Here is a 22764-nt window from a genome sequence, read left to right as displayed (position 1 = left end):
TTGATTTGGCCGCGCTGATCTCCCGCCTCATCATCGCTGCCGCGTGGCCCCGTCCACTGAGCGATCGCCTCTCAATCGTGGATGCGTGATGTGGGAATCAGCAGGGCAAAAGACGGCATTCAATTGCCTCCGTCCACTACGCACTGCTCAGAACCCCCTGACCAACTGTAACCATGCCCGTGCGGAGCTGCGCTTGCCGAGCGATGTGGGTGTGGCGCCCACAGGCATGGCCAGTTGCACCTGCGCCTGCCAATGGCGCGTGCCGACCCAGCTGAAGCCGATGCCGACGCCATCGAGGTCGAATTGATTGCGGCCGGCGATCCACGGGGCGGCGTTGACGCGCAGGCTGCCATGGTCGACAAACAGGCTGCCCTCGCAGCGGCCGCCGTAGTCGAACGGCAGGTCGTGGCGTAGCTCTACTGTGCCCAGCCAGCCGCTGGCGCCGGCGATGCTGGAGACGTCGTATCCGCGCACGCTGTTCGATCCGCCCAGCAGGAACTGCTCGGAGGAGTCGAGGTTGCGGGTGCTGTACTGGCCGCTGAGGCTCACAGACACGCGGGTAGCGGCACTGAGGTGCTGCAGGCGGGCCAGGCTGGCGTTCCAATGGGTGTAGCTGCCTTGCGTGCGTGCGGTGGCAGCGTCGGCGGCCGCTGCCGCGGCGTTGGCGAAGTCGAGCCGACCGTGGCCGAGGCTGAGGCTGGCGCTGGTCAGCCCGCCGCCGCCCCAATCGTCGCCGTGCTGGCCGACGACGCTGGCTGTCCAGTGGTTGCTGTCGCGGTCGTTGCGCAGGGCGGTGCTGTCGATGCGGTCGCGTAGCTGCTTGCGGTCGAACTGCAAACGGACGTCCACTCGGCTGTCGTGCGTGCGCACCAGCGGCTGCGTCAGCCAGGCACTGGAAACCCCGGCCGTACCGTGTGCCTCCAGCCTATCGAGCGGACCACCCAGCGCATAGGCCAGCATCGAATACGCCGCGCCGAGCCGGGTGCCATGCCCGTTCAGGGTGAACTGGTAACCCAGGCGGCCGTAGCGCAGGCCGTGGCCTGAGGTGAGCGTGCCAAGGCTAAGCTGGTCGCCGTGGCGCATCGGATTGTTGATGTCGAGATAGGCTCCCACGCGCAGGCGGCCGGTGTAGCGGCTGCCCGCGGTGTCGGCGACCAACTGGCCTTGCAGCGTTGGTTCGGCACCGGCCCGCACGTCAAGGGTCGAGGTGCCCGGTCCTGTACCGGGACGCAGGGTGGCGTGGGGTTCCACGCCGGGCAGGTCGCCTAGCAGCAGCAAGCGGGTAAATAGCGTGGACTGGGTGACGACCTCGCCGGAGTGCAGCGGCGCGAGCGTGGCGCGCAGCAGGTCATCGCCGATGCGGCTTTGGTTGGCCAGTGCGATCTGGTCGTAGCGTGCCTCGACCACTTGCAGGCGCACCGTGCCGCCGCTCAAGGTTTGCGCCGGCACCAGCGCGCGGGCCAGTGGGTAGCCGCGCGCGCGGTAGTAGTCGGTGATCCGCTGCGCCAGCGCGTTGAGCTGGGTCAGGGTCAGCGTGTTCCCTTCGCCGTCGGCGACCAGCGCATGCAGGGTTGCGTTGTCGAAGATGGTGTTGCCTTCCACCTGCAGGTGCGTCACCGCGAACGGGGGGGCGTCTTCAGTCGTGGCGCTGGGCGGCGATTCGATCGCTACGCCGGGTGCGGCGACGGGTTTGTCCGGCGGCGTCGGCGGCACTTGCTGCAGGATCTGGCCGCTGTTGGGGATCGTCTGCGCTGACGTGGCCAGCGGCAGGGCGAAGCAGGCCAGTGCGAGCGGGGCGAAGCGCAAGCCGAACGGTGACGGCATAGGGCGATCCTTGCGCGGGGGGCGGAATGTGCGGGTTGCGTGATTCACGGCAGACGAACTCCACCGTCGACGATGTGCACATCCGGGGCATACGGCGCGTGGACAGCATGGGTGTCGTCGGGGGATTGCTGCAGCCCGGCGACGGTGCTGACGACAAGGCGCGGCGCGCTGCCATCGACCACGTGTAGCGCGGCGGCGTTGCCTGGTGCCTGCTCAAACACATAGTTGCGTGCGGACAAGCCGCTGCCGTCGATGGCGTAAGGCCCGGCCAGGCTGGCCGCCGTGGCTGGCGTTCGCCATGTCAGCGTGCCGTCGGTGGCATCGGCCAAGGTATCGCCACCGACCAGCCCGGTGACGGCGCCGCTCAAATCACCCGGCATCTGTCCAATCTTGAAGTGGGCGATATCTGCGCGGTACGTCAACGTCGCGGGGGTGACATCGGCGGTCGTGGTCGCGCTGGAGTTGTAGCTGTAGTTGTTGGCATCGCTGCCGCTGGCCGTGATGCCGAAGACGCTGACGACTTTGCCGGTACCGACATTCCTGTCGAGGAAGCTGCCGGTCCCGGTGAAGTTCACGGTGTCGCCGGACAACACGCCGGCACTTGCCAGTGTGACCGCATCGGCGGTGGTGCCGTCGTAGACGCGGTTGCTACCGGTGGCATCGACGGTGATGCCGCGCTGGCGGATGTCAGCAGTCGTGTTCGCGGTGGTGTTGTAGCGGTAGTTGCCCGCATCGGTGCCGCTGGCGGTGATGCCGCTGACGGTGACGGTCTTGTTGTTGCCGGCATTCCTGTCGGCGAAGGCCGCCGAGGCGTTGCCGAAGATGACAGTATCGCCCGCCACTAGGCCCGTTGTACCCAGTGCTGCGATCGTCGCGGACGTGTTGCCGTCGTAGACCTTGTCCATGCCGATCGCGTCGACCGTGATCGTCTTGGCGGTAATATCGGCGGTCGTGTTCGCGCTGCTGTTGTAGCGGTAGTTGTCCGCATCGGCGCCGCTGGCGGCGATGCCGCTCACACTGACCGCCTTCGCCGTACCGACATTCTTGTCGAGGAAGCTGCCGGTCCCGGTGAAGTTCACGGTATCGCCGGACAGCACGCCGGCACTTGCCAGCGTGACCGCATCGGCCGTGCCGCCGTCGTAGACGCGGTTGGTGCCGGTGGCATCGACGGTGATGCCGCGCTGGCGGATGTCGGCCGTCGTGTTCGTGGTGATGTTGTAGCGGTAGTTGCCCGCGTCGGCACCGCTGGCGGTGATGCCGCTGACGGTGACGGTCTTGTTGCTGCCGGCGTTCTTGTCGGCGAAGGCCGCCGAGGCATTGCCGAAAGTGACAGCATCGCCCGCCACCAGGTCAGTCGTGCCCAGTGCTGCGATCGTCGCGGCCGTGCTGCCGTCGTACACCTTGTCCATGCCGATCGCGTCGACCGTGATCGTCTTGGCGACAACATCGGCTGTCGTGTTCGCGGTGGTGTTGTAGCGGTAGTTGCCCGCATCGGCGCCGCTTGCGGCGATGCCGCTCACGCCGACCGCCTTCGCCGTACCGACATTCTTGTCGAGGAAGCTGCCGGTACCCGTGAAGTTCACTGTATCGCCGGACAGCACGCCGGCACTTGCCAGCGTGACCGTATCGGCGGTGGTGCCGTCGTAGATGCGGTTGGTCCCGGTGGCATCGACAGTGATGCGGCGCTGGTGGATGTCGGCCGTCGTGTTCGCGGTGGTGTTGTAGTTGTAGTTGCCGGCATCGGCACCGCTGGCGGTGATGCCGCTGACACCGACCGCCTTGGCGACGCCGACGTTCTTGTCGGCGAAGGCGCCGGTGCCGTTGAAGCCCACCGTGTCTCCGACGAGAATGCCGGTGCTGGTCAGTTTCACCGCATCGGCGGTGGTGCCGTCGTAGACGCGATTGGTGCCGGTGGCATCGACGGTGATGCCCAGCGCGGTGATGGTGCTGCTGCTGTTGTCGACGTAGCTGACGGCATAGTTGCCGCCGCTGTTGCCGTCGCTCACGGTGACGCCGTTGATGGTCACGTGCTTGCCGATGCCGACGTTCTTGTCGGTGAAGGCGAAATTGCCGCCAGTGAGGGTGTCGCTGCCGAACAGCCTACCGCCGCTCACTACCGCTGTGCCGATCGCGCTCAGCCCGCCATCGTAGGTTTTGCTGACGTTGCTGCTGCTGACCGTCAGTGCGGCCTGACCCACCGAGAGGCTGCCATTCCTGTAGGCGATGGCGTAGTTGCCAGCGGTGAGGCCATCGGGCGTGATCGTGTAGCCGCCCGCGTTGGTGGCACCCTGCGCATCGCCGGCATAGCGCAGCGCGCCGCCTAGTACCGAGGTGGTCTCGCCGTTGACGAAGCCGCTGTAGATGACGCCGTGCCCGCCCGTGTAAGCGAGGCCGTTGTAGGTCTTGCTGTCGTCGTTGGCGGTGACGGTCAGCGCGGCCCGACCCACCGAGAGGCCGCCATTTCTATAAGTGATGGCGTAGTTGCCGGAGGTGAGGCCGTCTGGCGTGATCGTGTAGCCGCCCGCGTTGGTGGCACCCTGCGCATCGCCGGCGTAGCGCAGCGCGCCGCCGAGTACCGAGGTGGTCTCGCCGTTGACGAAGCCGCTGTAGGTGACGCCGTGGCCGCCCGTGTAAGCGAGGCCGTTGTAGGTCTTGCTGTCGTCATTGGCGGTGACGGTCAGCGCGGCCCGACCCACTGTGAGGCTGCCATTCCTGTAGGTGATGGCGTAGTTGCCGGAGGTGAGGCCGTCTGGCGTGATCGTGTAGCCGCCCGCGTTGGTGGCGCCCTGCGCATCGCCGGCGTAGCCCAGCGCGCCGCTGAGTACCGAGGTGGCCTCGCCGTTGACGAAGCCGCTGTAGGTGACGCCGTGGCCGCCCGTATAAGCGAGGCCGTTGTAGGTCTTGCTGTCGTCATTGGCGGTGACGGTCAGCGCGGCCCGACCCACCGTGAGGCTGCCATTCCTGTAGGTGATGGCGTAGTTGCCCGCGTTGAAGCTGCCGCCGGTAGCCGCGTTCGAGGTGATGGTGTACGGGCCACCGGTGACGCCGGCGCTTGCCGCGGCACCGGCGCTGGTGAGCACGACATGGCCGATGGTTTCGCCGTTCTGCAGGCCGCTGGCCGTGAACTCGTTGCCTGCAAAGGTGAGCGTGTCACCGTAGGTCTTGCCGGCGTTATTCGCCGTGATTGTCAGGGTGGCGGGGTTCACCGTGAGTGCGGCGGCGTTGCCTGCCGCTTGTGCGAAGGTGTAGTTGCCGTAGTTCGCGGTCAGGCCGCTGCCGTTGATGGCGTAGCTGCCGACATTGCTGGTGGCTGTGGCACCGGTCGCGAAACCGACGGTGCCGGTGGTGGCGTTGGCCAGGGTCTGGCCGTTGACGAAGCCGGTCACCGTGCCGGTCAGCCCGCTCGGTGTGTTGCCGTACGTCGTGGTGGCGGTATCGGACAGATAAGTGAGGGTGGCCGGGTTCACCGTGAGTGCGGCGGCGTTGCCTGCCGCTTGTGCGAAGGTGTAGTTGCCGTAGTTCGCGGTCAGGCCGCTACCGTTGATGGCGTAGCTGCCGACGTTGCTGGTGGCGGTGGCGCCGGTCGCGAAGCTGACGGTGCCGGTGGTGGCGTTGGCCAGGGTCTGGCCGTTGACGAAGCCGGTCACCGTGCCGGTCAACCCGCTCGGTGTGTTGCCGTACGTCGTGGTGGCGGTATCGGACAGATAAGTCAGGGTGGCCGGGTTCACCGTCAGTGCGCTGGCGTTACCTGCGGCTTGTGCGAAGGTGTAGTTGCCGTAGTTCGCGGTCAGGCCGCTACCGTTGATGGCGTAGGTGCCGACGTTGCTGGTGGCTGTGGCGCCGGTCGCGAAACTGACGGTACCGGTCGTGGCGTTGGCCAGGGTCTCGCCGTTGACGAAGCCGGTCACCGTGCCGGTCAACCCTGTCGGCGTGTTGCCGTAGGTGGTAGTTGCGATATCGGCCAGATAGGTGAGGGCGGCTGGGGCGATGGTCAGCGTGCCGGGCGTGAACGCGATGTCGTAACCCATCTGGCCGGAATACAGTCCGCTAGCCAACGCGTAGCTGCCGGCATTGATCGCCGGGGTGCCGGTTCTAGCGTTGGCGTCGCCCAGCATCAGGGTCGCATCCACACTGCTCGACGGCCGCCAGTAGCTCGGCGTCAGCGTGCCGAGGATCACGCTGCTGCTGCCAGCAAAGGCGGTGCCGCTGTAGACCGTGCCGAGATTCTTGGCGGTGACCGCCAAGCCTGTCATGAAGGTGCGCAACAGCGGCGCGGTGTCGCCCGCGTAGATCCGCCAGGTCGCGGAGCTGCCGCCGACGGCACTGATCTCCGTGTTCCAGGCCGCAAAACTGGCCGGGTCCATCATCTGCACGGTGGTGAGGCCGGTACCGCCGCCTTCACTGGTGGATTGACCTGTGGTTTCCGTGTCCCAGTAACTGCCGATGATGGTGCCTCCGCGGTAGAGACCGACCAGACCACCGACATGGTTGTTGAAAACACCGCCGCTGGCCGCTCAGGTGGCATAGGTGTTGGTGATCGTGCCGCCCGTTTCGTTGGAGCCAACCAAGCCACCTACGGCGTTGCCGCCGCTGACCATCCCGGTGGCGTAGGCGTTCGCGATCGCGCCAAGGTTGCTTCCGACCAGACCCCCGACATAGTTGTGGTTGGCGCCGCTGACCACCCCGGTGGCATAGGTGTTGGTGATCGTGCCGCTCGTTCCGTTGGAGCCAACCAAGCCACCGACGGTGTTGCCGCCGCTGACCGCCCCCGTGGCATAGGCGTTGGTGAGCGTGCCGCCGTTGCCTCCGACCAGGCCGCCGACGTCATTCTGGCCTGTCACCGACCCGCCGAACAGACCGAGATTGCGGATCGCGCTGCCGTTGCCGGTGACGCCGAACAGGCCGATGTAATCGGTGTTTGGCCAATTGATGGTCAGGTTGTTGATGGTGCGACCAAGGCCGTCTAAGACGCCGGTGAACGGTGTGCCTGAGACGCCAATCGGCTTGAAGCCGTTGTAGGCGAAGATGGGGCGGCCTCGGGCGTCTAACTCAACGCCCACCCATCCGCTCGAGGCGTTGGCGTCGATGTCGTTGCCCAGTACATAACGGCCGGCGAGGCCGGTGTTCACGGCCTGCAACTGATTCAGATCCAGGATGACGGTGTAGAGGTTGGGCCGGTTGCTGGGCGTCACGGTGCCGGTGGGCAGGTCGTTGGTATTGAAGACCTGATTGCCGGACATGCCCAGCAGGTATGGCGTGGTCTGGTTGCCGACGTTGCCCCACCTGGCGGTCGTGAAACCTCCGGGCAGCGCTGCGATCAGTGCCTTGCTCGTCAGGCCGGTACCGCCGCTGCTGGTGGACTGACCGGTGGTTTCCGTGTCCCAGTAGCTGCTGGTGATCGTGCCGGCATTGTTGAACCCGACGAGACCGCCGACGTTGCTGCCGGTGCCGCTGACCGCACCAGTGGCATAGACCTGGCTGATCGTGGTGCCGGAGACATTGTTCCCGACCAAGCCGCCGACATAGTTGCTGCCACTGACCGCACCGGTCGCATAGGCCTGGTTGATCGCGCCGCTGATGTTGTATCCGACCAGACCGCCGACGTCGTTGCTGCCACTGACCGTACCGGTCGCATAGGCTTGGCCGATCGGCCCGCCGTCGTTGATCCCGATCAGACCGCCGACCTCACCGCCGCTGCTGTTGACCGTACCGGTCGCATAGGCTTGGTTGATCGGGGCGTGGTTGTTGTACCCGATCAGGCCACCGACCGTGGCCACGCCGCTGACTGCACCGCTGGCATAGACTTGGCTGATCCGGCCGCTGCTGTCGTTGTATCCGACCAGGCCGCCGATGTTGGCACCGCCGCCGAAGCTGACGTCGGAACCGCCGCGATTGCCGCTGATCGCACCGATGGCGTAGGCCTGGCTGATCGTGCCGTAGTTGTACCCGACCAGGCCGCCTACGCTGCTTAGCCCGGCGATCGACACGCCAAGCAGGCCGATGTTACGGATCTTCGTTGTGGTGTAGGTGTAACCGAACAGGCCGACGTTGCTGGAGCCGGGCCGGTTGATGGTGAGGCCGCTGATGGTGTGGCCGAGGCCGTCGAAGGTACCGGTGAACATCTTGAAATCGGTGGCGTTGAAGCTGTGGCCGATCGGAACGAATCCTGAGCCGATGGCAGAGCCGAAGGTGGAATCCCCCCAGTTGGCCGTGGCGCTGGCGTCGATATTGGCACCCAGCGCGAAATAGCAAGCACAGGCAAGGGCGCCGTTGATGCCTTGCAGGTCCGTTCTGGAGGTGCTGCCGGGGGCACCCAACGTCGTGATGATGGTGTACGACTGGCCGCTGATGTTTAGCGTGTTGCTGCCGCCGGTGAAATCCACCCGGCCGCTCTGGCCCAGCGTGGTATTGACCATGTTGACATTCACGGTGCCGCCGCCAATCGCCGTATCGCCGCCGTTGCTGGTGCTCTGGTTCAGCGCGAGGCCGGCGCTGCCGCTGGCCGTCATCACGGCATTGATATCGATATCGTGGGCGGCGGTGAGCGTGAGCGTGTTGGCGCCCCAGTTCACTACATCATTGACCTGGATATCGCCGCTGCCGCTGGAGTTGGCGCCTTGGCTGGACTGAATGGTGACGTTGCCAGCACCAAGCTGGCTGCTCAAGGTGCCGCCTCTCATGTCGCCACCGCTGAAGGCGATGGTGAAATCGTGCGGATCGATCAGCCAGGTGCCGGCGTTGCCCATGGCGGCCAGGGTGGTGATCTTTACGCCGTCGGCCACCTGCACATGCGCCGCCGAGGTTTCGACAAAGCCGCCGTCGCCGCCGTTCGGCGCGCTGGCGTCCAGCGTGCCGTCCACCTGCGTGGTGCCTGTTTCCATGCCGCCGAGCAGCACAATCCTGCCGGCGCGGTTTTCGACCGTCCGCGCCTGGATCGTGCCGCTGTTGTTGACCACGCTGGCCAGCAATGAATCCTTCGCGCCGGCGCTCATCAGCACCTGGCCGCCGTCGGCGACGAGCAGTTGTTTGTTCTCGGCCAGCGCGTTCAAGGTGCTGGCGTCGATCTGCATGTCGAGCAGGTGGCTGCCGTCGAAACTCAAGGTGACCGCGCTGCCGCCGGCCAGCGCCACGCTGCCGGCAGGCGCGTGGATGGCGCCCTGATTGGACACCGCGTGGCCGAGCAGGGCCACGTAGCCGCCGGGTGCCGTGGTGAGCGTGCCGAGGTTGGTCACGCTGCCGACGCTTGCGCCGGCAAAATGCAACGTGCCGCGACCCAGCTGGCTGTCGCCGACGTCGAGCGTGCTGGCGACCAGGCCGCCCGCGTTGACCTGCGCGCCTTGTCCAAACAGCACACCGTTGGGGTTGATCAGGAACACCTGGCCGTTCGCGTTCAGGTGGCCGAGGATCACGCTGCCGTTGGGGGCGGCGATGCGGTTGACGGCGATGGACTGCGCGTTCGGCTGCAGGAAATTGACCGTGTCCTGCGTGCCGATGTCGAAGCTCAGCCAGTTCAGCGACAGGTTCTGGCTGTTCTGCTGGATGGTGGTGAGGTGATCGCCGTAGTCGATACGGCCGCTGCCGGCGGTGACCTGACCGCCGGTGGGATGGGCCGAGGAGGCCGCCGAGGCGACGACCGTCGGATGGGTGGCGACGATGGCCGCCGCCGGATGGGCTGCATCCATCGCCGTCACGCCGGCTGGCGCGGTAGCGAAGGCCAGCATCGGCAGGCTCAGGGGGAGCGCAGCCCACCAGGCCGGGCGCGTACGGTGCGATGTCGAGGTACGCCCGGGCTTGCCGCGACCGCGGGCGAGTTCGGAAACGACCAGCCAGGTGCGACGGACCTGACTCCAGACCAGCCTGTAGATATGATTCACGCGATTCCCCTGTGGTGCAACGCGGATTTCCCCGGAGCAAGCCTCTCTTGGACAGGCTCGGATGAGCGGGGTGGTTAGCTGGGAATTTTGCGTGTGAAGTCACAGTCGACTTGATCTGCTGTCTCAGTTGGGAAGGGGAGGTTGCGGGAATGACGGCGTTGGGTGACGAGCAATCGCTTGCGACGGCAAGGCCACAGCGGAGCAGCGGTTCGCTTTGGTGGGGCGATTACCCGCTTCGCTGTTCTAAAGCAGCGCGCGCCTTCCCGGGAATGGCGACATGGGGGAGCGCGTTGTTTTCGTGGGCAAGACGGCAGGCGGTAGCGCGTTGATGCGCCAGCAAGCCTCAGGGCCAGCGTAGGAGGGTGTTACCGCCTGTCACGATGCGGGTATAAAAGCGGGCGCGCGTCCTGTAGCCTGAGCGCGCGCGGACGGGGCCCGGGATGACCAGCAACAGCACAAGCCATGTCGAGGTCGAGGCAAGCGTTCGCGCGCCGCCGATCCGCCAGCACTTCAGCACACGCGACGTCGCACGAACGCAACAACTGGTGGCGTGGCGTGATCAAACCTCCTCTTTTCTCGATATAGCGGTGTCGCACGCACAGGTGGCTGCCGGGTTTCGCGCCACGCTCGACCATTACCGGGTCGATGGCATGAGGTTTCTCCACGCCTGCACCGACCCGATCACGCAGACCCGCACGGCGCCACAAATTTCCACCGACACCATGCGCGATTATATTTTTCACGTGCTACGGGTGGGCGGCTGCGTCGAAACTACAACCGGCCTGTATCCGCGGCGCAAGGCGCTGCAATCCCGGCCGGGCATCCTGGCGCTGGACATGGGCCAGTCGATGCGCATGGAGCGGGAGTACAGAAGCCAGGTCATGGCCTTGTTCCTGCCGCGCGCACTGGTGGAATCGATGCTGCCCGATGCGGAATCGCTGCATGGCCGCGTGATCGACTCCGCATCGCCGCACGCGCGCATGTTTCTCGGCGAGCTGGAGGCGCTTTCCAGCAGCATCGATACCATGAGCGGGGCTGAAGCCAGCGCGATGATGGCCACATGCGCGCACCTGATCGTCGGGGCCTTCGCCAAACAGTGCGGCCTGAGTGGCGACGCGCGCGCCGCGGTCCGCGCGGCGGTGTTCGGCAGGGTGCGGCGGCATGTCGAGCACCACTTGCACGAGCCCGAACTCTCGCTGGAGAGCATCGTCGATGCATCGCGGCTGTCCCGCGCCGCGCTGTATCGCCTGTTCGAGCATGAAGGCGGCCTGGCCACCTACATCCGCAATCGCCGGTTGCGCGAGGCCGCGGACGAACTCATTCGATTCCCGAAGGTGCCGGTCGTGGAGATCGCTTACGGCCTGGGATTCAGGAGTGCGGCGGATTTCAACCACGCGTTCCGCCGCGCGTATGACATGCCGCCCCGGGACTTCCGCGCCTTGGCCAAGGCGCGCGAGAGCCGGGCATCAGGCCAGCAGTCCGTCGCTTCCATCACGTCGTGAATGGCAAGGACCGACACTGTTGTCTGCGCAAGGCTGAAGAGCGCCCTGATCGACCAGACGCTCTGGCAAGAACCCGAGCCATTGGTGCTGGCCGAAGTTCTCGCCCAAGGGGCGGCGCCACGGCTCGATGACCGTACCGCCTTCAACGGCTTCCATGCCGGGTTCGCAGGGTTGGGCACGCTACGCATTCGGTTCGAACGGTCGCTCGACACCCACCTGACATTGCCCAAACTGGCGGCTTGCGCGGTCATCTGCTTGCATTTCGCTGAACGGCTTTGTTGGCCGTTCCCACAATGCAGTACCACCGGTGCGCGCGAGGATGCGGCTGCGCGGTTGTGGGAGGGACGTCATCCCCGACGCCATGCGATCCAGCCGTATCGCGGTTGCGCGGCAGCGGCGCCTTGCCGGCGTCGCGTCCCGCGTCCGCTCAGCCGAGCCGCCACCAGCGCAGGCCGTAGGCGGGCAGGGTGCCGTTCCAGTTCGCCAGCCCTGCCGGATCGCTGCCGCCGTCGGCGATGGTCTGCCAGTCTCTAGTGCCCAGCGCCGCGGCGACATCCACCACGATCGGGTGGGCGCTGAAGTTGTAGACCGCCACGAAGTCCTCGCCGCGGGCCAGGCCGAGCAGGGCGGGATCGCCAAGCGGCACCGCGCGCAGCGGCTGATCGGCAGCCAGTGTCGCAGTAGCGGCGCGCGCGGTGATCAGGTGGCGCAGGCGGGTGTAGACCTGGCCGGGCAGGCTGGCGGTGTCGTGGCGTCGAGCAGCACGCTCCCAGTCCATGGCTGGGCGATGCAGCCAGCGGCCTTCGTGGCGGCGCAGCGGATCGTCGCGGTAGGTCTCGTCGTTGCCCAGGGCCAATTCGTCGCCCATGTACAGCAGCGGCATGCCCGGCATCGCCAGCGCCACGGCGTACAGCAGCAGCAGGCGGCGCACACCCAGTTCCAGCGCGTCGGCGTCGTCGGCGGCCAGCGCCGCGGCGATACCGGTCAGCGCCGCGCTCATGCCGTTGCTGCCGTGCACGCCATCGCCGCTGCTCTGGAAGGCTTCGCCGCGCGCATAGCTGTCCGGCGTGCGGCCAGCGTAGAACTGGGCGATGCGCGCCAGCGCGAACGGCGCCACGCCATCGCCGCCGGCGGCTTCGCGCTGCAGGACGTTCCAGCCGATATCGTCATGGCAGCGTACGTAGCTGAGCCAGCCGCAGGCCGGCGGTAGCGCCGGCGTCTGCGCGATCGCTGCCTGCACGATGTCGCCGCGCTGCTCGGCCAGCGCCACCCAGCCGGCCGCCATCAGCGTGCTGTGGTAGGCCAGGTGGCATTCGTGGCCGCGCGCGGCGCCGTCGCCGAAGTAGGGCGGTAACTGCGCCATCGGCACGATCGCCTCGGCCTTCAGCAGCACCGCCGGGGCCAGGATGTCGGTAAGCGCGCGCAGCGCCTGCAGGATCGTGTGCGCTTCCGGCTGGTTCATGCAGTCGGTGCCCGGGCGCTTCCACAGATAGGCGGTGGAATCCAGGCGGAACACCTCCACGCCCAGGTTGGACAGGTGCAGTAGCGCCAGCGCCATCTCGCCGAACACTGCCGGATTGCTCCAGTCCAGATCCCACTGGTAGGGGTAGAACGTGGTCCACAGCCACGCGCCGGCCTCCTCCACCCAGGTGAAGTTGCCCGGCGCGGTGTGCGGGAACACCTGGCCCAGGGTGCGCTCGTAGGCATCCACCGCGTCGCGGTCCGGGAGGTGGTGGTAATAGTCCAGGAACCGCCCATCGCCGCGCTTGGCCGCCAGCGCCCAGGGGTGGTCGTCGGCGGTGTGGTTGAGCACGAAGTCGGCGCACAGGCTGATCCCCGCTGCGCGCAGCCGCGCGGTCAGCGCCGCCAGGTCGTCGGTGTCGCCGAGCTGCGGCTCGACCTGGCCGTAGTCGCTGACCGCAAAGCCGCCGTCGTTGTCGCCGGCGCGCGCGCGCAGGAACGGCAGCAGGTGCAGGTAGCGCACGCCCAGTTCCTGCAGGTAGGGCACGCGTTCGCCGACGCCGTTCAAGGTGCCGGCGAAGCGGTCCACATAGGCGCTGTAGCCGAGCATCGCCGGGGTGGCGAACCAGTCGGGCGCGCGCTCGGCATCGAGCTGGCGCAGCGCCGGCGGCCGCGCATTGGCGATAGCCGCCAATTGCGTCAGCCACTGCGGCAGCCACTGCGCGAACGCCGGATGCGTGCCGTACAGCGCGTGCAATGGGGCCAGCAGGCGTTCGCCGTGGCGCTGCAGGCGCGGCAGCAGCACGGCGGCGGCGTCCGGAGGCAGATGCGCCTGCCAGAGGGTGTGGGCGAGCGCGGACAGTGCGGAAGGAGCGGGTGCGGTCATGGGGGGGCTTGGCCGCGCCCCGGGCGGGGCGCGGATGTGCGGTCCTCGTCAGAAGTCGTAGCGCAGGCTGAGGCTGGAGGTGCGGCCCGGGATCGAGCGCGCGCGGATCACGCCGGAGGACGCATCGGCGATGGATGCCTCCTCGGCTTCAGTCAGGCCGAAGGTATCGAACAGGTTGTTGACGTTGAGCGAGACGGTCAGCGCATCGGTGATGCGGTAATCGGCGAACAGGTTGACCTGGGTGTAGCCGGGCATCTTCAACTGATTGCTGTCCTGGGTGTAGGCCGAACTGGTGCCGATCGCGTTGACCCCGACCTGGTAGCGCTCGCCGCGGTAGCTGGGCGTCAGCTGCCAGACGAAGCGTGCCTGCCGCCGTGGGGTATTGCCGGCGTTGGCCGGGGTGATCTGGTCCTTGTCGATGGTGGCATCGGTCCAGGTCAGGCCACCGTTGAGGTTGAAACCACCGGCGCGGTACGCGGCTTCCAGCTCCAGGCCGTGCGCCTTGTAGGTGCGGTCGAAGAAGCGCTGGGTGGTGGCTTCGTAGTTCTGCTCCTGCGTGCGCGCGGCGAAGGCGGTGGCGAACAGGCTCAGCCCGCCGCTGCGCCACTTCAGGCCGCCTTCGAGCTGTTTGACCACGTTCACCGCTTCGTTGGAGGGCACCGAGCCGTCGTCGCGGACCACGCCGAACAGCAGGCGGTCGGCGTTGGCGCGAGCGCCGCGGCTGTAGCGCGCGAAGGCCGCCAGATCGTCGTTGAACATGTAGTTGCCGCCGAACGAGTACGACAGGTAGTTCCAGTCGTAGCGCACCGGCTTGCGGTTTCCGTAGTCGATGGTGGCCACGCTTTGCTCCGGCGCCTCGATCACGCCGTCACCATTCACGTCGACATTGCTGGCCAGCACGCCGCCGGCGGTGTTGCCGCGGGCGCGGCCCATGTCGTAGCGCAGGCTGCCGTCCACGCTCAGCGGGCCCTGGTCCCAGCTCAGCGCCAGATACGGTGCGTTGATGTCGTAGCGCACGTCGTAGTGGCGGGTATTGTCCAGTCCCCAGTACGGCACGCCGTAGGCGTACAGACCGTCCTGCGAGCGCAGGCTGCCGTCTGCGGCGACCACGTCCAGCAGCCGCGGGCGATGCGCCAGCGACTGCACGTAGGAGTTCCAGGTCCAGTCCACGTCGATGGTCTGCCGCGAGGTGTACCAGCCGGCCTTGAGGTTGAGGTTGCCGCCGTCGCCGCTGCCGAAGTCGCGGGCCAGGCTGACATCGTTGACCGCGTTGCCCAGGTCGTTGAGGTGCACGTTGAACAGGTGCGTGCGCAGCGCCAGGCCGGTGTAGGCCTGGCCGGCGTTCGGCCCGTCGACGTAGCGCAGGCCGGCGCCGGCGCCGCCGATGCTCGCCGCCAGCGCGCCGGCATCGGCGACCTGCGCCGGGAACGGCGAGACGAAGCGGCCGGAGGTGTCGGCGATGCGGAACTTGTCGGTCAGGGTCCAGCCGCCACCGACGTCGAACTGCGCCTCGGCGCCGAACGCACGCGACAGCGGGTGCATGCCGTCGCCCAGTTCCACCCGCGAGGGCTTGTTGCCGCCATCGAGGGTGGCGCTGCTGCGGAAGTACGGGCTGTACAGCGTGTCGGTGCCCGGATCGAAGCCGTCGATGCTGCCGAAGTGCGGTGCGCCGTCGCGGCCGCTGACCCGGGTCGGCACCGGCAGGTAGCCGGCGGCACGGTCGTTGAGGTACTTGGCGTAGACGCGCACGTAGCCGTTGTCGAACAGCCGGGTCAGATTGGCCTTGAGTTGGCCGCCCTTGTCGGTGGTGTAGCCGGCATCGCGGATGCCGTCGCCACGGCGATAGAAGCCACCGACGTTGAACTGCCAGTGCTCGGCGAACGGTGCGCCGTAGTCGAAGTCCAGGCGCGTGTTGTCGTAGCCGCCCAGGCCGCGGGTGAGGCCGACGCTGCCGCCGGCGGTCTCGCCGGTCTTGCTGATGAAATTGATGATGCCGCCGGGCGAGTTGCTGGCGAAGGTGGAGGCCGAGCCACCGCGGATCGCCTCGATGCGCTCCAGGCTGTAATCGGCGCGCAGGAAGATGTCGGCGTTGCCGAAGGCGATGTCGCCGAACTCCAGCACCGGCAGGCCGTCTTCCTGCAACTGCAGGAACTTGGCGCCGCCGGAGGCGACCGGCAGGCCGCGCACGGCGATGTTGGCGTTGCCTTCGCCGCCGCTGGACTCGGAACGGATGCCGGGGATGTTGCGGAAGATCTCCGCGGTGCTGCGCGGCGCCGACTGTTCGATCGCCTCGGCGCCGACGGTGCTGACCGAGACGCTGGATTTGAGCTTGCTCTTGGGCGTGGCGGTGCCGGTGACGAACACCGAGTCCAGGCTGACCACGTCGTTCTGCGCCGCCGGGGCGTCGGCAGCGGGGGTGGCCTGTTGCGCGAGCGCGGCCGGGGCGGACAGCGCCGTGGCGACGGCCAGGGCCAGGGTCTGCAAGCGGATCGAAGGGTGGTGCATCGCTGTCTCTCCCGAAGCGAGGGTGCAGTTGGCGGCGGCGCGCCAATGCCGCAAACGGGCAGGACACGGCGCGAACGGTGGGTGCGGCGGGCTACAGATACGGCTGCCTGCAAACGATTGCAACTTGCAGTGCAGCAAAGCCGGTCGCCGTACCGTTCGCTCTCTTTCAAACGGGATTAGGTTGCATTTTGCATGGTGCAACGCAGCGTTACAAACGATTGCAGGCGCAGCGACACTCCGCTCCGCCGCCGCGGCACGCCTCCCGCGTGTCCGACCCCTTCAGGCCGATGCCGATGCTCATGCGTTCCGATCGTCCCCTGCTTCCGCTCTCGCGCGTGCTGGCGCTCAACGCCGGTTTCTTCGGCGTGCAGTACAGCTTCGGGCTGCAGCAGAGCAACATGAGCCCGATCTACAACTACCTGGGCGCCGACCACGCCAACCTGCCGTATCTGTGGCTGGCCGGCCCGATCACCGGGTTGGTGCTGCAGCCGGTGGTCGGCGTGCTCAGCGACCGCACCGTGACCCGCTGGGGCCGGCGCATGCCGTACATGGTGGTGGGCGCGTTGGTCTGCAGCCTGTGCCTGCTGACCATGCCCTTCAGCGTGGCGCTGTGGATGGCGGTGGCCCTGCTATGGATGCTGGATGCGGCCAACAACGTGGCGATGGAGCCGTACCGTGCGCTGGTCAGCGACGTGCTGGCGCCACCGCAACGGCCGCTGGGCTACCTGACCCAGAGCGCGTTCACCGGCCTTGGCCAGACCCTGGCCTACGTCACCCCGCCGCTCCTGGTGTGGCTGGGCATGAACCAGGACGCGGCCAACGCCCACCACATTCCCTACGTCACCATCGCCGCGTTCGCGATCGGTGCGGGTTTCTCCGCCGCGTCGATCCTGCTCACCGCGCGCAGCGTGCGCGAGCCGGTGCTGCCGCCGGCGCAACTGCAGCGCTTGCGCAGCGCCGCGGTCGGGCCGCTGGCGACGTTGCGCGAGATCGTCGACGCGGTGCGGCAGATGCCGCCGACGATGCGGCAGATGGCGCCGGTGATGCTGTTCCAGTGGTATGCGATGTTCTGCTACTGGCAGTACATCGTGCTGTCGCTGTCGACCACCCTGTTCGGCACCACCGCGGCCGATTCGCATGGCTTCCGCGAGGCCGGCCTGGTCAACGGGCAGATCGGTGGCTTCTACAACTTCGTCGCGTTCCTGGCCGCGTTCGCGATGGTGCCGGTGGCGCGCCGGTTCGGCCCCAAGGCCACCCACGCCGTGTGCCTGGTCGCCGCCGGCCTCGGCATGTGCCTGCTGCCGTCGATCCACGACCGCTGGCTATTGCTGCTGCCGATGATCGGCATCGGCCTGGCCTGGGCCAGCATGATGGGCAATCCCTACCTGATGCTGGCCAACAGCATCCCACCCGAACGCACCGGCGTGTACATGGGCCTGTTCAACCTGTTCATCGTGCTGCCGATGCTGATCCAGATCGTGACCCTGCCGCTGTACTACGACAGCCTGCTGCACGGCGACCCGCGCAATGTGATTCGCCTGGCCGGCGCGCTGATGCTGGCGGCGGCGGTGGCGATGGGGTTGGTGAGGGGGCGGGATTCGGGAGTGGGGATTCGGGATTCGTAAAGCGGTGGAGCCGGGATTCGCGCGTCGGGAGTCGGGATTGGAAAAAGCCGGTTCAGCCAGGACACCCTCAGCGCGCAAGTCCCGCTTTTACGAATCCCCAATCCCGACTGCCCAATCCCGGCCCCTCACGCAGACTCCCGCACCACCAGACTCACCGGCAACTCCACCGATTCCACTGGCGTGCCGCCGATCAGGTTCAGCACGCCGTCCACCAGCAGGGTAGCGGCGTGTGCCAGATCCTGGCGCACGGTGGTCAGTGGCGGCTGGCTGTAGGCGGCCAGGGGGATGTCGTCGAAGCCGACCAGGGCGATGTCCTGCGGCACCCGGTGGCCTGCTTCGATCAGGGCGCGAATCGCGCCCAGCGCGATCACGTCGGAGGCGGCGAAGACCGCATCCGGCGGGTCGGTCTTCTTCAGCATCGCCCGGGTCAGGCGATAGGCGTCCTCGCTGAGGAAATGGCTGCGCGCATGCAGCCGCGGGTCGAACGCCAGGCCGTGCGCGTCGAGCATGCGCCGGTAGCCGGCGAAGCGCGGTGTCACTTCCGGTAGCTGTTCGTCGCCGAGGAAGGCGATGCGTCGGCGGCCGTGCTCGATCAGGTGCGCGGTGGCCAGTTCGCCGCCGCGCAGGTTGTCGCTGCCCACGCTGGCATAGGCCTGGCCGTCGATGCGGCTGCCCCACACCAGCATCGGCAGGCCGCCGCGCGCGGCGGCGTCGAGCGAGGCGTGCTCGTGGCTCTGGCCGAGCATGATGACGCCGTCGGCGCGGCTGCTCTGCGCCAGGTCCTCGACCCAGTGGTCCTGGTGCTGGTCCAGCTTGGACAACAGCATGCTGTAGCCGCGCGCGGTCAACGCGTCGGCGAGCAGCGCCAGCATGGTCATCATGAACGGGTCCGACAGCGGCTGCTCGTGCGCGTGCATCAGCGGCACCGCCACGCAGACGATGTTGGAGCGGCGCGAGCGCAGGCTGCGCGCGACCGGGTCGACCCGATAGCCGGCATCGCGCGCAAGCTGCTTGATGTAGGCGCGGGTGCGTTCGGCGACCACCGGATTGTCGGCCAGCGCGCGCGACACCGTGGATTCGGACACGCCGGCCATGCGCGCGATGTCGGCCATCTGCAGGCGCGCGGCGGGCGCGCCGGGTTCGGGTTTGTCGGACATGCGGAGCGGGCGCGACGGACGAAACGGAACCGTCAGTGTATGCCAGGCGCGCGTCGCGGCGCTGCGCATGGCTAGGGCGTGTCATCAATTCCCGAGCATGCCGCGCCGCGATTGCGCGCGCCTGTGGCAAGGAAGAGCGAGGACGTGGACGTCCGTCCACGCCCGAGCGATGACGCGGCCATGGGCGCGCGCAATCGCGGCCCTTCGGGTTGGGCCTGGCAGGCGCGCGGCCGGCGCCGCGCGGCTTGACTTGACGGCCAGTCAGGCGCTGCGCCACGCAACGCCGGCCGCGCGCCTGCCAGACCCAACGCGGCATACTCGGGAATTGATGACACGCCCTAGGCCATGTGCAGGCCGCCGTTGACCGCGTAGTCGGCACCGGTGACGTAGGCGGCCTCGTCAGAGGCTAGCCAGGCGCACAGCGCGGCCACTTCCTCGGGCTTGCCGAGCCGGCGCAGTGGCACCGAGCTGGCCAGGCGATCGAGCACGTCCGGCGGGAAGCCGCTGATCGCTGCGCTGGCGATGTAGCCGGGCGAGACGGTGTTGACGGTGACACCGCGCGAGGCTACTTCCTGCGCCAGCGCGCGGCTGAAGCCCTGCATCGCCGCCTTGGCGGTGGCGTAGTTGATCTGCCCGATCTGGCCCTTCTGCGCGCTGACCGCGCCGATGTTGACGATGCGGCCCCAGCCGCGCGCGGTCATGCCGTCCACCACCTGCTTGGTGATGTTGAACAGCGCATGCAGGTTGCTGGCGATCACCGCCTGCCAATCCTCGCGCCCCATCTGCCGGAACAGCATGTCGCGGCTACCGCCGGCGTTGTTGACCAGCACGTCGATCTCGCCGACCTCGGCCTTGACCTTGGCGAACGCGGCCACCGTGGAATCCCAGTCGGTGGCATTGCCCTCGGAGGCGATGAAGTCGAAACCGAGCTCGCGCTGCTCGCGCAGCCACGCCGACTTGCGTGGCGAGTCCGGCCCGCAGCCGGCGACCACGGTATGGCCGTTGCGCGCCAGCTTCTGGCAGATCGCGGTGCCGATGCTGCCCATGCCGCTGGTGACGTAGGCGATTCTGAGGGTCACGGTGAACTCCTTCGGAGTTGGGATTCGGGATTGGGGATTGGGGATTGGGGATTGGGGATTGGATGAGTGCGTGGGCAGTGGCTTCTAGGCATCCCGAATGCCTAATCCCCAATCCCGGGCGGCGCTCACTTGGCCAGCGGGAACAGGCCGAACAACAACCCGCCGCCCATCAACACCAACGAAATCAGCACCGCCCACTTCAGGGTGAAGCGTTGGTGGTCGGCGAAGTCGACCTTGGCCAGGCCGACCAGCAGGTAGGTGGACGGCACCAGCGGGCTGAGCAGGTGCACCGGCTGCCCGGCCAGCGAGGCGCGGGCCATTTCCACCGGGGTGATGCCGTAGTGGCTGGCGGCTTCGGACAGGATCGGCAGCACGCCGAAGTAGAAGGCGTCGTTGGACATGAAGAAGGTGAAGGGCATGCTCGCCAGCGCGGTGATCACCGCCAGGTACGGGCCCCAGGCGTCGGGGATCACCGCCAGGAAGCTGCGCGACATCGCCTCGACCATGCCGGTGTTGGACAGAATGCCGGTGAACACGCCGGCGGCGAAGATCAGCGACACCACCGACAGCACGTTGCCGGCATGGTTGACCAGGCGCCGGCGTTGCTCGGCCAGGTTCGGGTAGTTGATCAGCAGCGCCAGCGCAAAGCCGATCATGAACAGCACCGGCATCGGCAGCACGCCGATCACCAGCGCCGCCATCAGCGCCAGGGTCAGCACCAGGTTCACCCACAGCAGCCGCGGCCGCTTGATGTCCTCGGCGTCCTCCACGGTGGGCAGGGCCTCGCCGTCGTCGGCCACGCTGCCGTCCATCCAGGCATCGCCCGGCAGCGTCACCACGCCGAGCCGGCGCCGCTCTTTCAGGCCCAGGTACCAGGCCAGCAGCAGGATGCCGACGATCGCCAGCGCCATCGCCGGCACCAGCGGCACGAACACGTCGGCCGGGTCCACGTGCAGGGCGGTGGCGGCGCGCGCGGTCGGGCCGCCCCACGGCGTCAGGTTCATCACGCCACCGGCGAGAATGGTCACGCAGGTCATGTTCAGCGCGTTCATGCCCAGCCGCCGATACAGCGGCAGCATCGCCGAGACGGTGATCATGTAGGTGGTGGAGCCGTCGCCGTCGAGCGAGATCAGCAGCGCCAGCACCGCGGTGCCGACCACGATCTTCATCGGGTCGCCCTTGACCAGGCGCAGGATGCGCCGCACCAGCGGATCGAACAGGCCGGCGTCGATCATCACCCCGAAGTACAGGATCGCGAACATCAGCATGACGCCGGTGGGCGCGATCTTCTTGATCCCCTCCAGCATCATCTCGTTGATGCCGGTGCCGAAGCCGCCGGCTAGCGCGAACACGATCGGCACGATGATCAGCGCGACCAGCGGCGACAGCCGCTTGCTCATGATCAGGTACATGAAGGTAATGACCATTCCGAAACCGAGCGCGGTCAGCATGGAAGTTCCTCAGGGTGGTGCATGAAAGAAAGTGGACCCCACATCAGGGATCAGAAAAGAGGCCGACCAAACGTCACATCGCAAGATGCCGCCGTTGCGAATCTCGAATCCCGAATCCCCAATCCCCAATCCCGGCTCTCAGAAGTCATATTGGAAGCGCCCGGTGATCGCCCGCGTGTGGTCCAGCGTCACGCCAGCCAGGTGATCGCGGTTGCGGCTGTCGATCAGGTTGAGCATCAGCCGCAGATTCGGCTTGAGGTACCAGTTGCCGGCCAGCGTCCACGATGCGGTGGAGGCGTCGAGCAGGTCCGGTTGCCCGTCGCGGTGCTGCTCGCCCCACATGCGGTCGTAGCGAAGCGCCAGTTCGAAGGCGCCGTACTTGTGGTTGACCTGCTTGATGCGGGTGAAGCGGCCGGTCTTGCGGTCGTAGCGGCGCGACTCGCCGGTGGCGAACCAGCTGACGAAGCCGTAGGCGGACATCACGTCGGCGCGCTGCGCGCCGTCGTCGAACACCCCGCCGCTGAATTCGCCCTGCCACGACAGTGGCCCGCGCACCTGTGCGTACTCCAGCGACCACTTGTCCACGTCGGTGTCGCGGCCGTCGGCGAAGCGTGCCAGGGTGACGCGGCTGTCGTCGGACAGGTGGCCGGCCGGGCGCGGGCGGATGCTCAGCGCCGGTGCGCCGCCGGCGCCCGGGTGGTCGTAGTGCTCGTGCGCCAGCGACAGGCCCAAGTGCAGCACGTCGCCGTCGCGCGCGCCTGGCGCCCAGGTGCCGCGGCCTCCGAACGCATGGCCGCGGACGTTGGAGACATCGATGCTCTGCAGGCTGTAGACGCTGGCCGCCCAGGTGGTATCGGTGCCCGCGGCCTGCCACGACACCGCCTTGCGGTACAGCGGCGCCAGCGTGCTGCCCGCGCCGCTGCGCTCCAGGAACTGGCCGAAGTTGGAACCGGTGCGGTCGTCGAGGGAGAAGTACTGCTTGAACTGGCCCACGGTCAGCATGCCGGCGCCGAACGTGCGGGTGATGTACACGTCCTTGGCCTCGATGCCCTTGCCGTTGAAGTCGTCCTGCAACCCGGCGAAATCGCCCTCGACCTTGTAGCCGAACCCGAAGAACTTGCCGGACACGTCCAGCCACAGGCGGCGGATCTCGGTGTCGTCGGGGTTGGGCGTGCCGCGATGGTCGTTGTCGAAGTGGGCGAAATCCCAGTGCAGGCGGCCGCCGAACTCGGCGGTCACCGGGCCATCGTCGTCGGTGGCGGCGCGCGCCGATCCGGCCAGGCACAGCAACGCGCAGGCGCTGCCCAATGTCAGAGTCTTCAGTTCCACGTCCCCTCCCAGGTGCGTGTCGCAACGATTGGATCGGCCCGCCAGCAAGCGCCGCGGACCGGCATGGACGC

Annotated in this window: 11 protein-coding genes and 1 pseudogene; 3 read left to right on the top strand and 9 right to left on the bottom strand. The window is 67.5% G+C overall.

Translation table 11 applies throughout. From position 1 onward, the window contains the following. Positions 1-147 precede the first annotated feature (147 nt). From GGR66_RS02830 to GGR66_RS02820, 3 genes are all read right to left on the bottom strand, one after another. A complete protein-coding gene (locus GGR66_RS02830) occupies positions 148-1824 on the bottom strand; it encodes a ShlB/FhaC/HecB family hemolysin secretion/activation protein (protein ID WP_184447126.1) in 1677 nt (558 codons plus the stop codon). Positions 1825-1868: 44 nt separating this feature from the next. After that, complete coding sequence (locus tag GGR66_RS02825; protein ID WP_255421585.1) at positions 1869-6191, bottom strand: YDG domain-containing protein; 4323 nt, start codon at positions 6189-6191, stop codon at positions 1869-1871. 147 nt (positions 6192-6338) lie between these two features. Continuing rightward, the gene (locus GGR66_RS02820; protein WP_184447124.1) at positions 6339-9698 is read right to left on the bottom strand and encodes a filamentous hemagglutinin N-terminal domain-containing protein; all 3360 of its coding nucleotides are present in this window, start codon (positions 9696-9698) and stop codon (positions 6339-6341) included. A gap of 440 nt (positions 9699-10138) precedes the next feature. Between GGR66_RS02820 and GGR66_RS02815 the strand changes: the two genes are divergently transcribed. Together GGR66_RS02815 and GGR66_RS21095 are read left to right on the top strand one after the other, a co-directional pair. Next, positions 10139-11200, top strand: a complete 1062-nt coding sequence (locus GGR66_RS02815) for a helix-turn-helix domain-containing protein (RefSeq protein ID WP_184447123.1) — start codon at positions 10139-10141, stop codon at positions 11198-11200. Between the two features lie 153 nt (positions 11201-11353). Continuing rightward, positions 11354-11479: pseudogene (locus tag GGR66_RS21095) on the top strand (IS5/IS1182 family transposase); the annotation flags it as partial. A 148-nt stretch (positions 11480-11627) separates the two neighbouring features. Here the strand turns inward: GGR66_RS21095 and GGR66_RS02810 are convergent. Continuing rightward, positions 11628-13547, bottom strand: coding sequence for an alpha-amylase family glycosyl hydrolase (locus GGR66_RS02810; protein WP_184447122.1), 1920 nt, complete (start codon positions 13545-13547; stop codon positions 11628-11630). Positions 13548-13595: 48 nt separating this feature from the next. After that, positions 13596-16052 (bottom strand): TonB-dependent receptor, encoded by a 2457-nt coding sequence (locus GGR66_RS02805; protein WP_160971055.1) that lies wholly within the window; start codon positions 16050-16052, stop codon positions 13596-13598. Positions 16053-16351: 299 nt separating this feature from the next. On the opposite strand from GGR66_RS02805, the gene GGR66_RS02800 reads away from it, so the two are divergent. Next, entirely contained in the window at positions 16352-17677 is a 1326-nt protein-coding gene (locus tag GGR66_RS02800) for an MFS transporter (RefSeq protein ID WP_167088041.1), read from the top strand. Between the two features lie 125 nt (positions 17678-17802). On the opposite strand, the gene GGR66_RS02795 is transcribed toward GGR66_RS02800, so the two are convergent. From GGR66_RS02795 to GGR66_RS02780, 4 genes are all read right to left on the bottom strand, one after another. Further along, on the bottom strand, positions 17803-18834 hold the full coding sequence (locus tag GGR66_RS02795) for a LacI family DNA-binding transcriptional regulator (protein ID WP_184447121.1): 1032 nt from the start codon (positions 18832-18834) through the stop codon (positions 17803-17805). Between the two features lie 338 nt (positions 18835-19172). Then, complete coding sequence (gene phbB, locus GGR66_RS02790) at positions 19173-19913, bottom strand: acetoacetyl-CoA reductase (protein ID WP_010344527.1); 741 nt, start codon at positions 19911-19913, stop codon at positions 19173-19175. A gap of 125 nt (positions 19914-20038) precedes the next feature. Further along, on the bottom strand, positions 20039-21364 hold the full coding sequence (locus tag GGR66_RS02785; protein WP_160965242.1) for a CitMHS family transporter: 1326 nt from the start codon (positions 21362-21364) through the stop codon (positions 20039-20041). 138 nt (positions 21365-21502) lie between these two features. Further along, a complete protein-coding gene (locus GGR66_RS02780) occupies positions 21503-22693 on the bottom strand; it encodes a porin (RefSeq protein WP_184447120.1) in 1191 nt (396 codons plus the stop codon). Between the last annotated feature and the right edge of the window lie 71 nt (positions 22694-22764).

This window comes from Xanthomonas sp. 3498 (assembly GCF_014199795.1).
Taxonomy (GTDB): domain Bacteria; phylum Pseudomonadota; class Gammaproteobacteria; order Xanthomonadales; family Xanthomonadaceae; genus Xanthomonas_A; species Xanthomonas_A rydalmerensis.
This window is presented reverse-complemented; position numbering and strand designations above follow the sequence as displayed.

Bases quoted from the DNA above. Each gene is read 5' to 3' on its own strand.
- GGR66_RS02830 (WP_184447126.1), bottom strand. From the start codon at position 1,824: ATGCCGTCACCGTTCGGCTTGCGCTTCGCCCCGCTCGCACTGGCCTGC.
- GGR66_RS02825 (WP_255421585.1), bottom strand. From the start codon at position 6,191: ATGATGGACCCGGCCAGTTTTGCGGCCTGGAACACGGAGATCAGTGCC.
- GGR66_RS02815 (WP_184447123.1), top strand. From the start codon at position 10,139: ATGACCAGCAACAGCACAAGCCATGTCGAGGTCGAGGCAAGCGTTCGC.
- GGR66_RS02810 (WP_184447122.1), bottom strand. From the start codon at position 13,547: ATGACCGCACCCGCTCCTTCCGCACTGTCCGCGCTCGCCCACACCCTC.
- GGR66_RS02805 (WP_160971055.1), bottom strand. From the start codon at position 16,052: ATGCACCACCCTTCGATCCGCTTGCAGACCCTGGCCCTGGCCGTCGCC.
- GGR66_RS02800 (WP_167088041.1), top strand. From the start codon at position 16,352: ATGCGTTCCGATCGTCCCCTGCTTCCGCTCTCGCGCGTGCTGGCGCTC.
- GGR66_RS02795 (WP_184447121.1), bottom strand. From the start codon at position 18,834: ATGTCCGACAAACCCGAACCCGGCGCGCCCGCCGCGCGCCTGCAGATG.
- GGR66_RS02785 (WP_160965242.1), bottom strand. From the start codon at position 21,364: ATGCTGACCGCGCTCGGTTTCGGAATGGTCATTACCTTCATGTACCTG.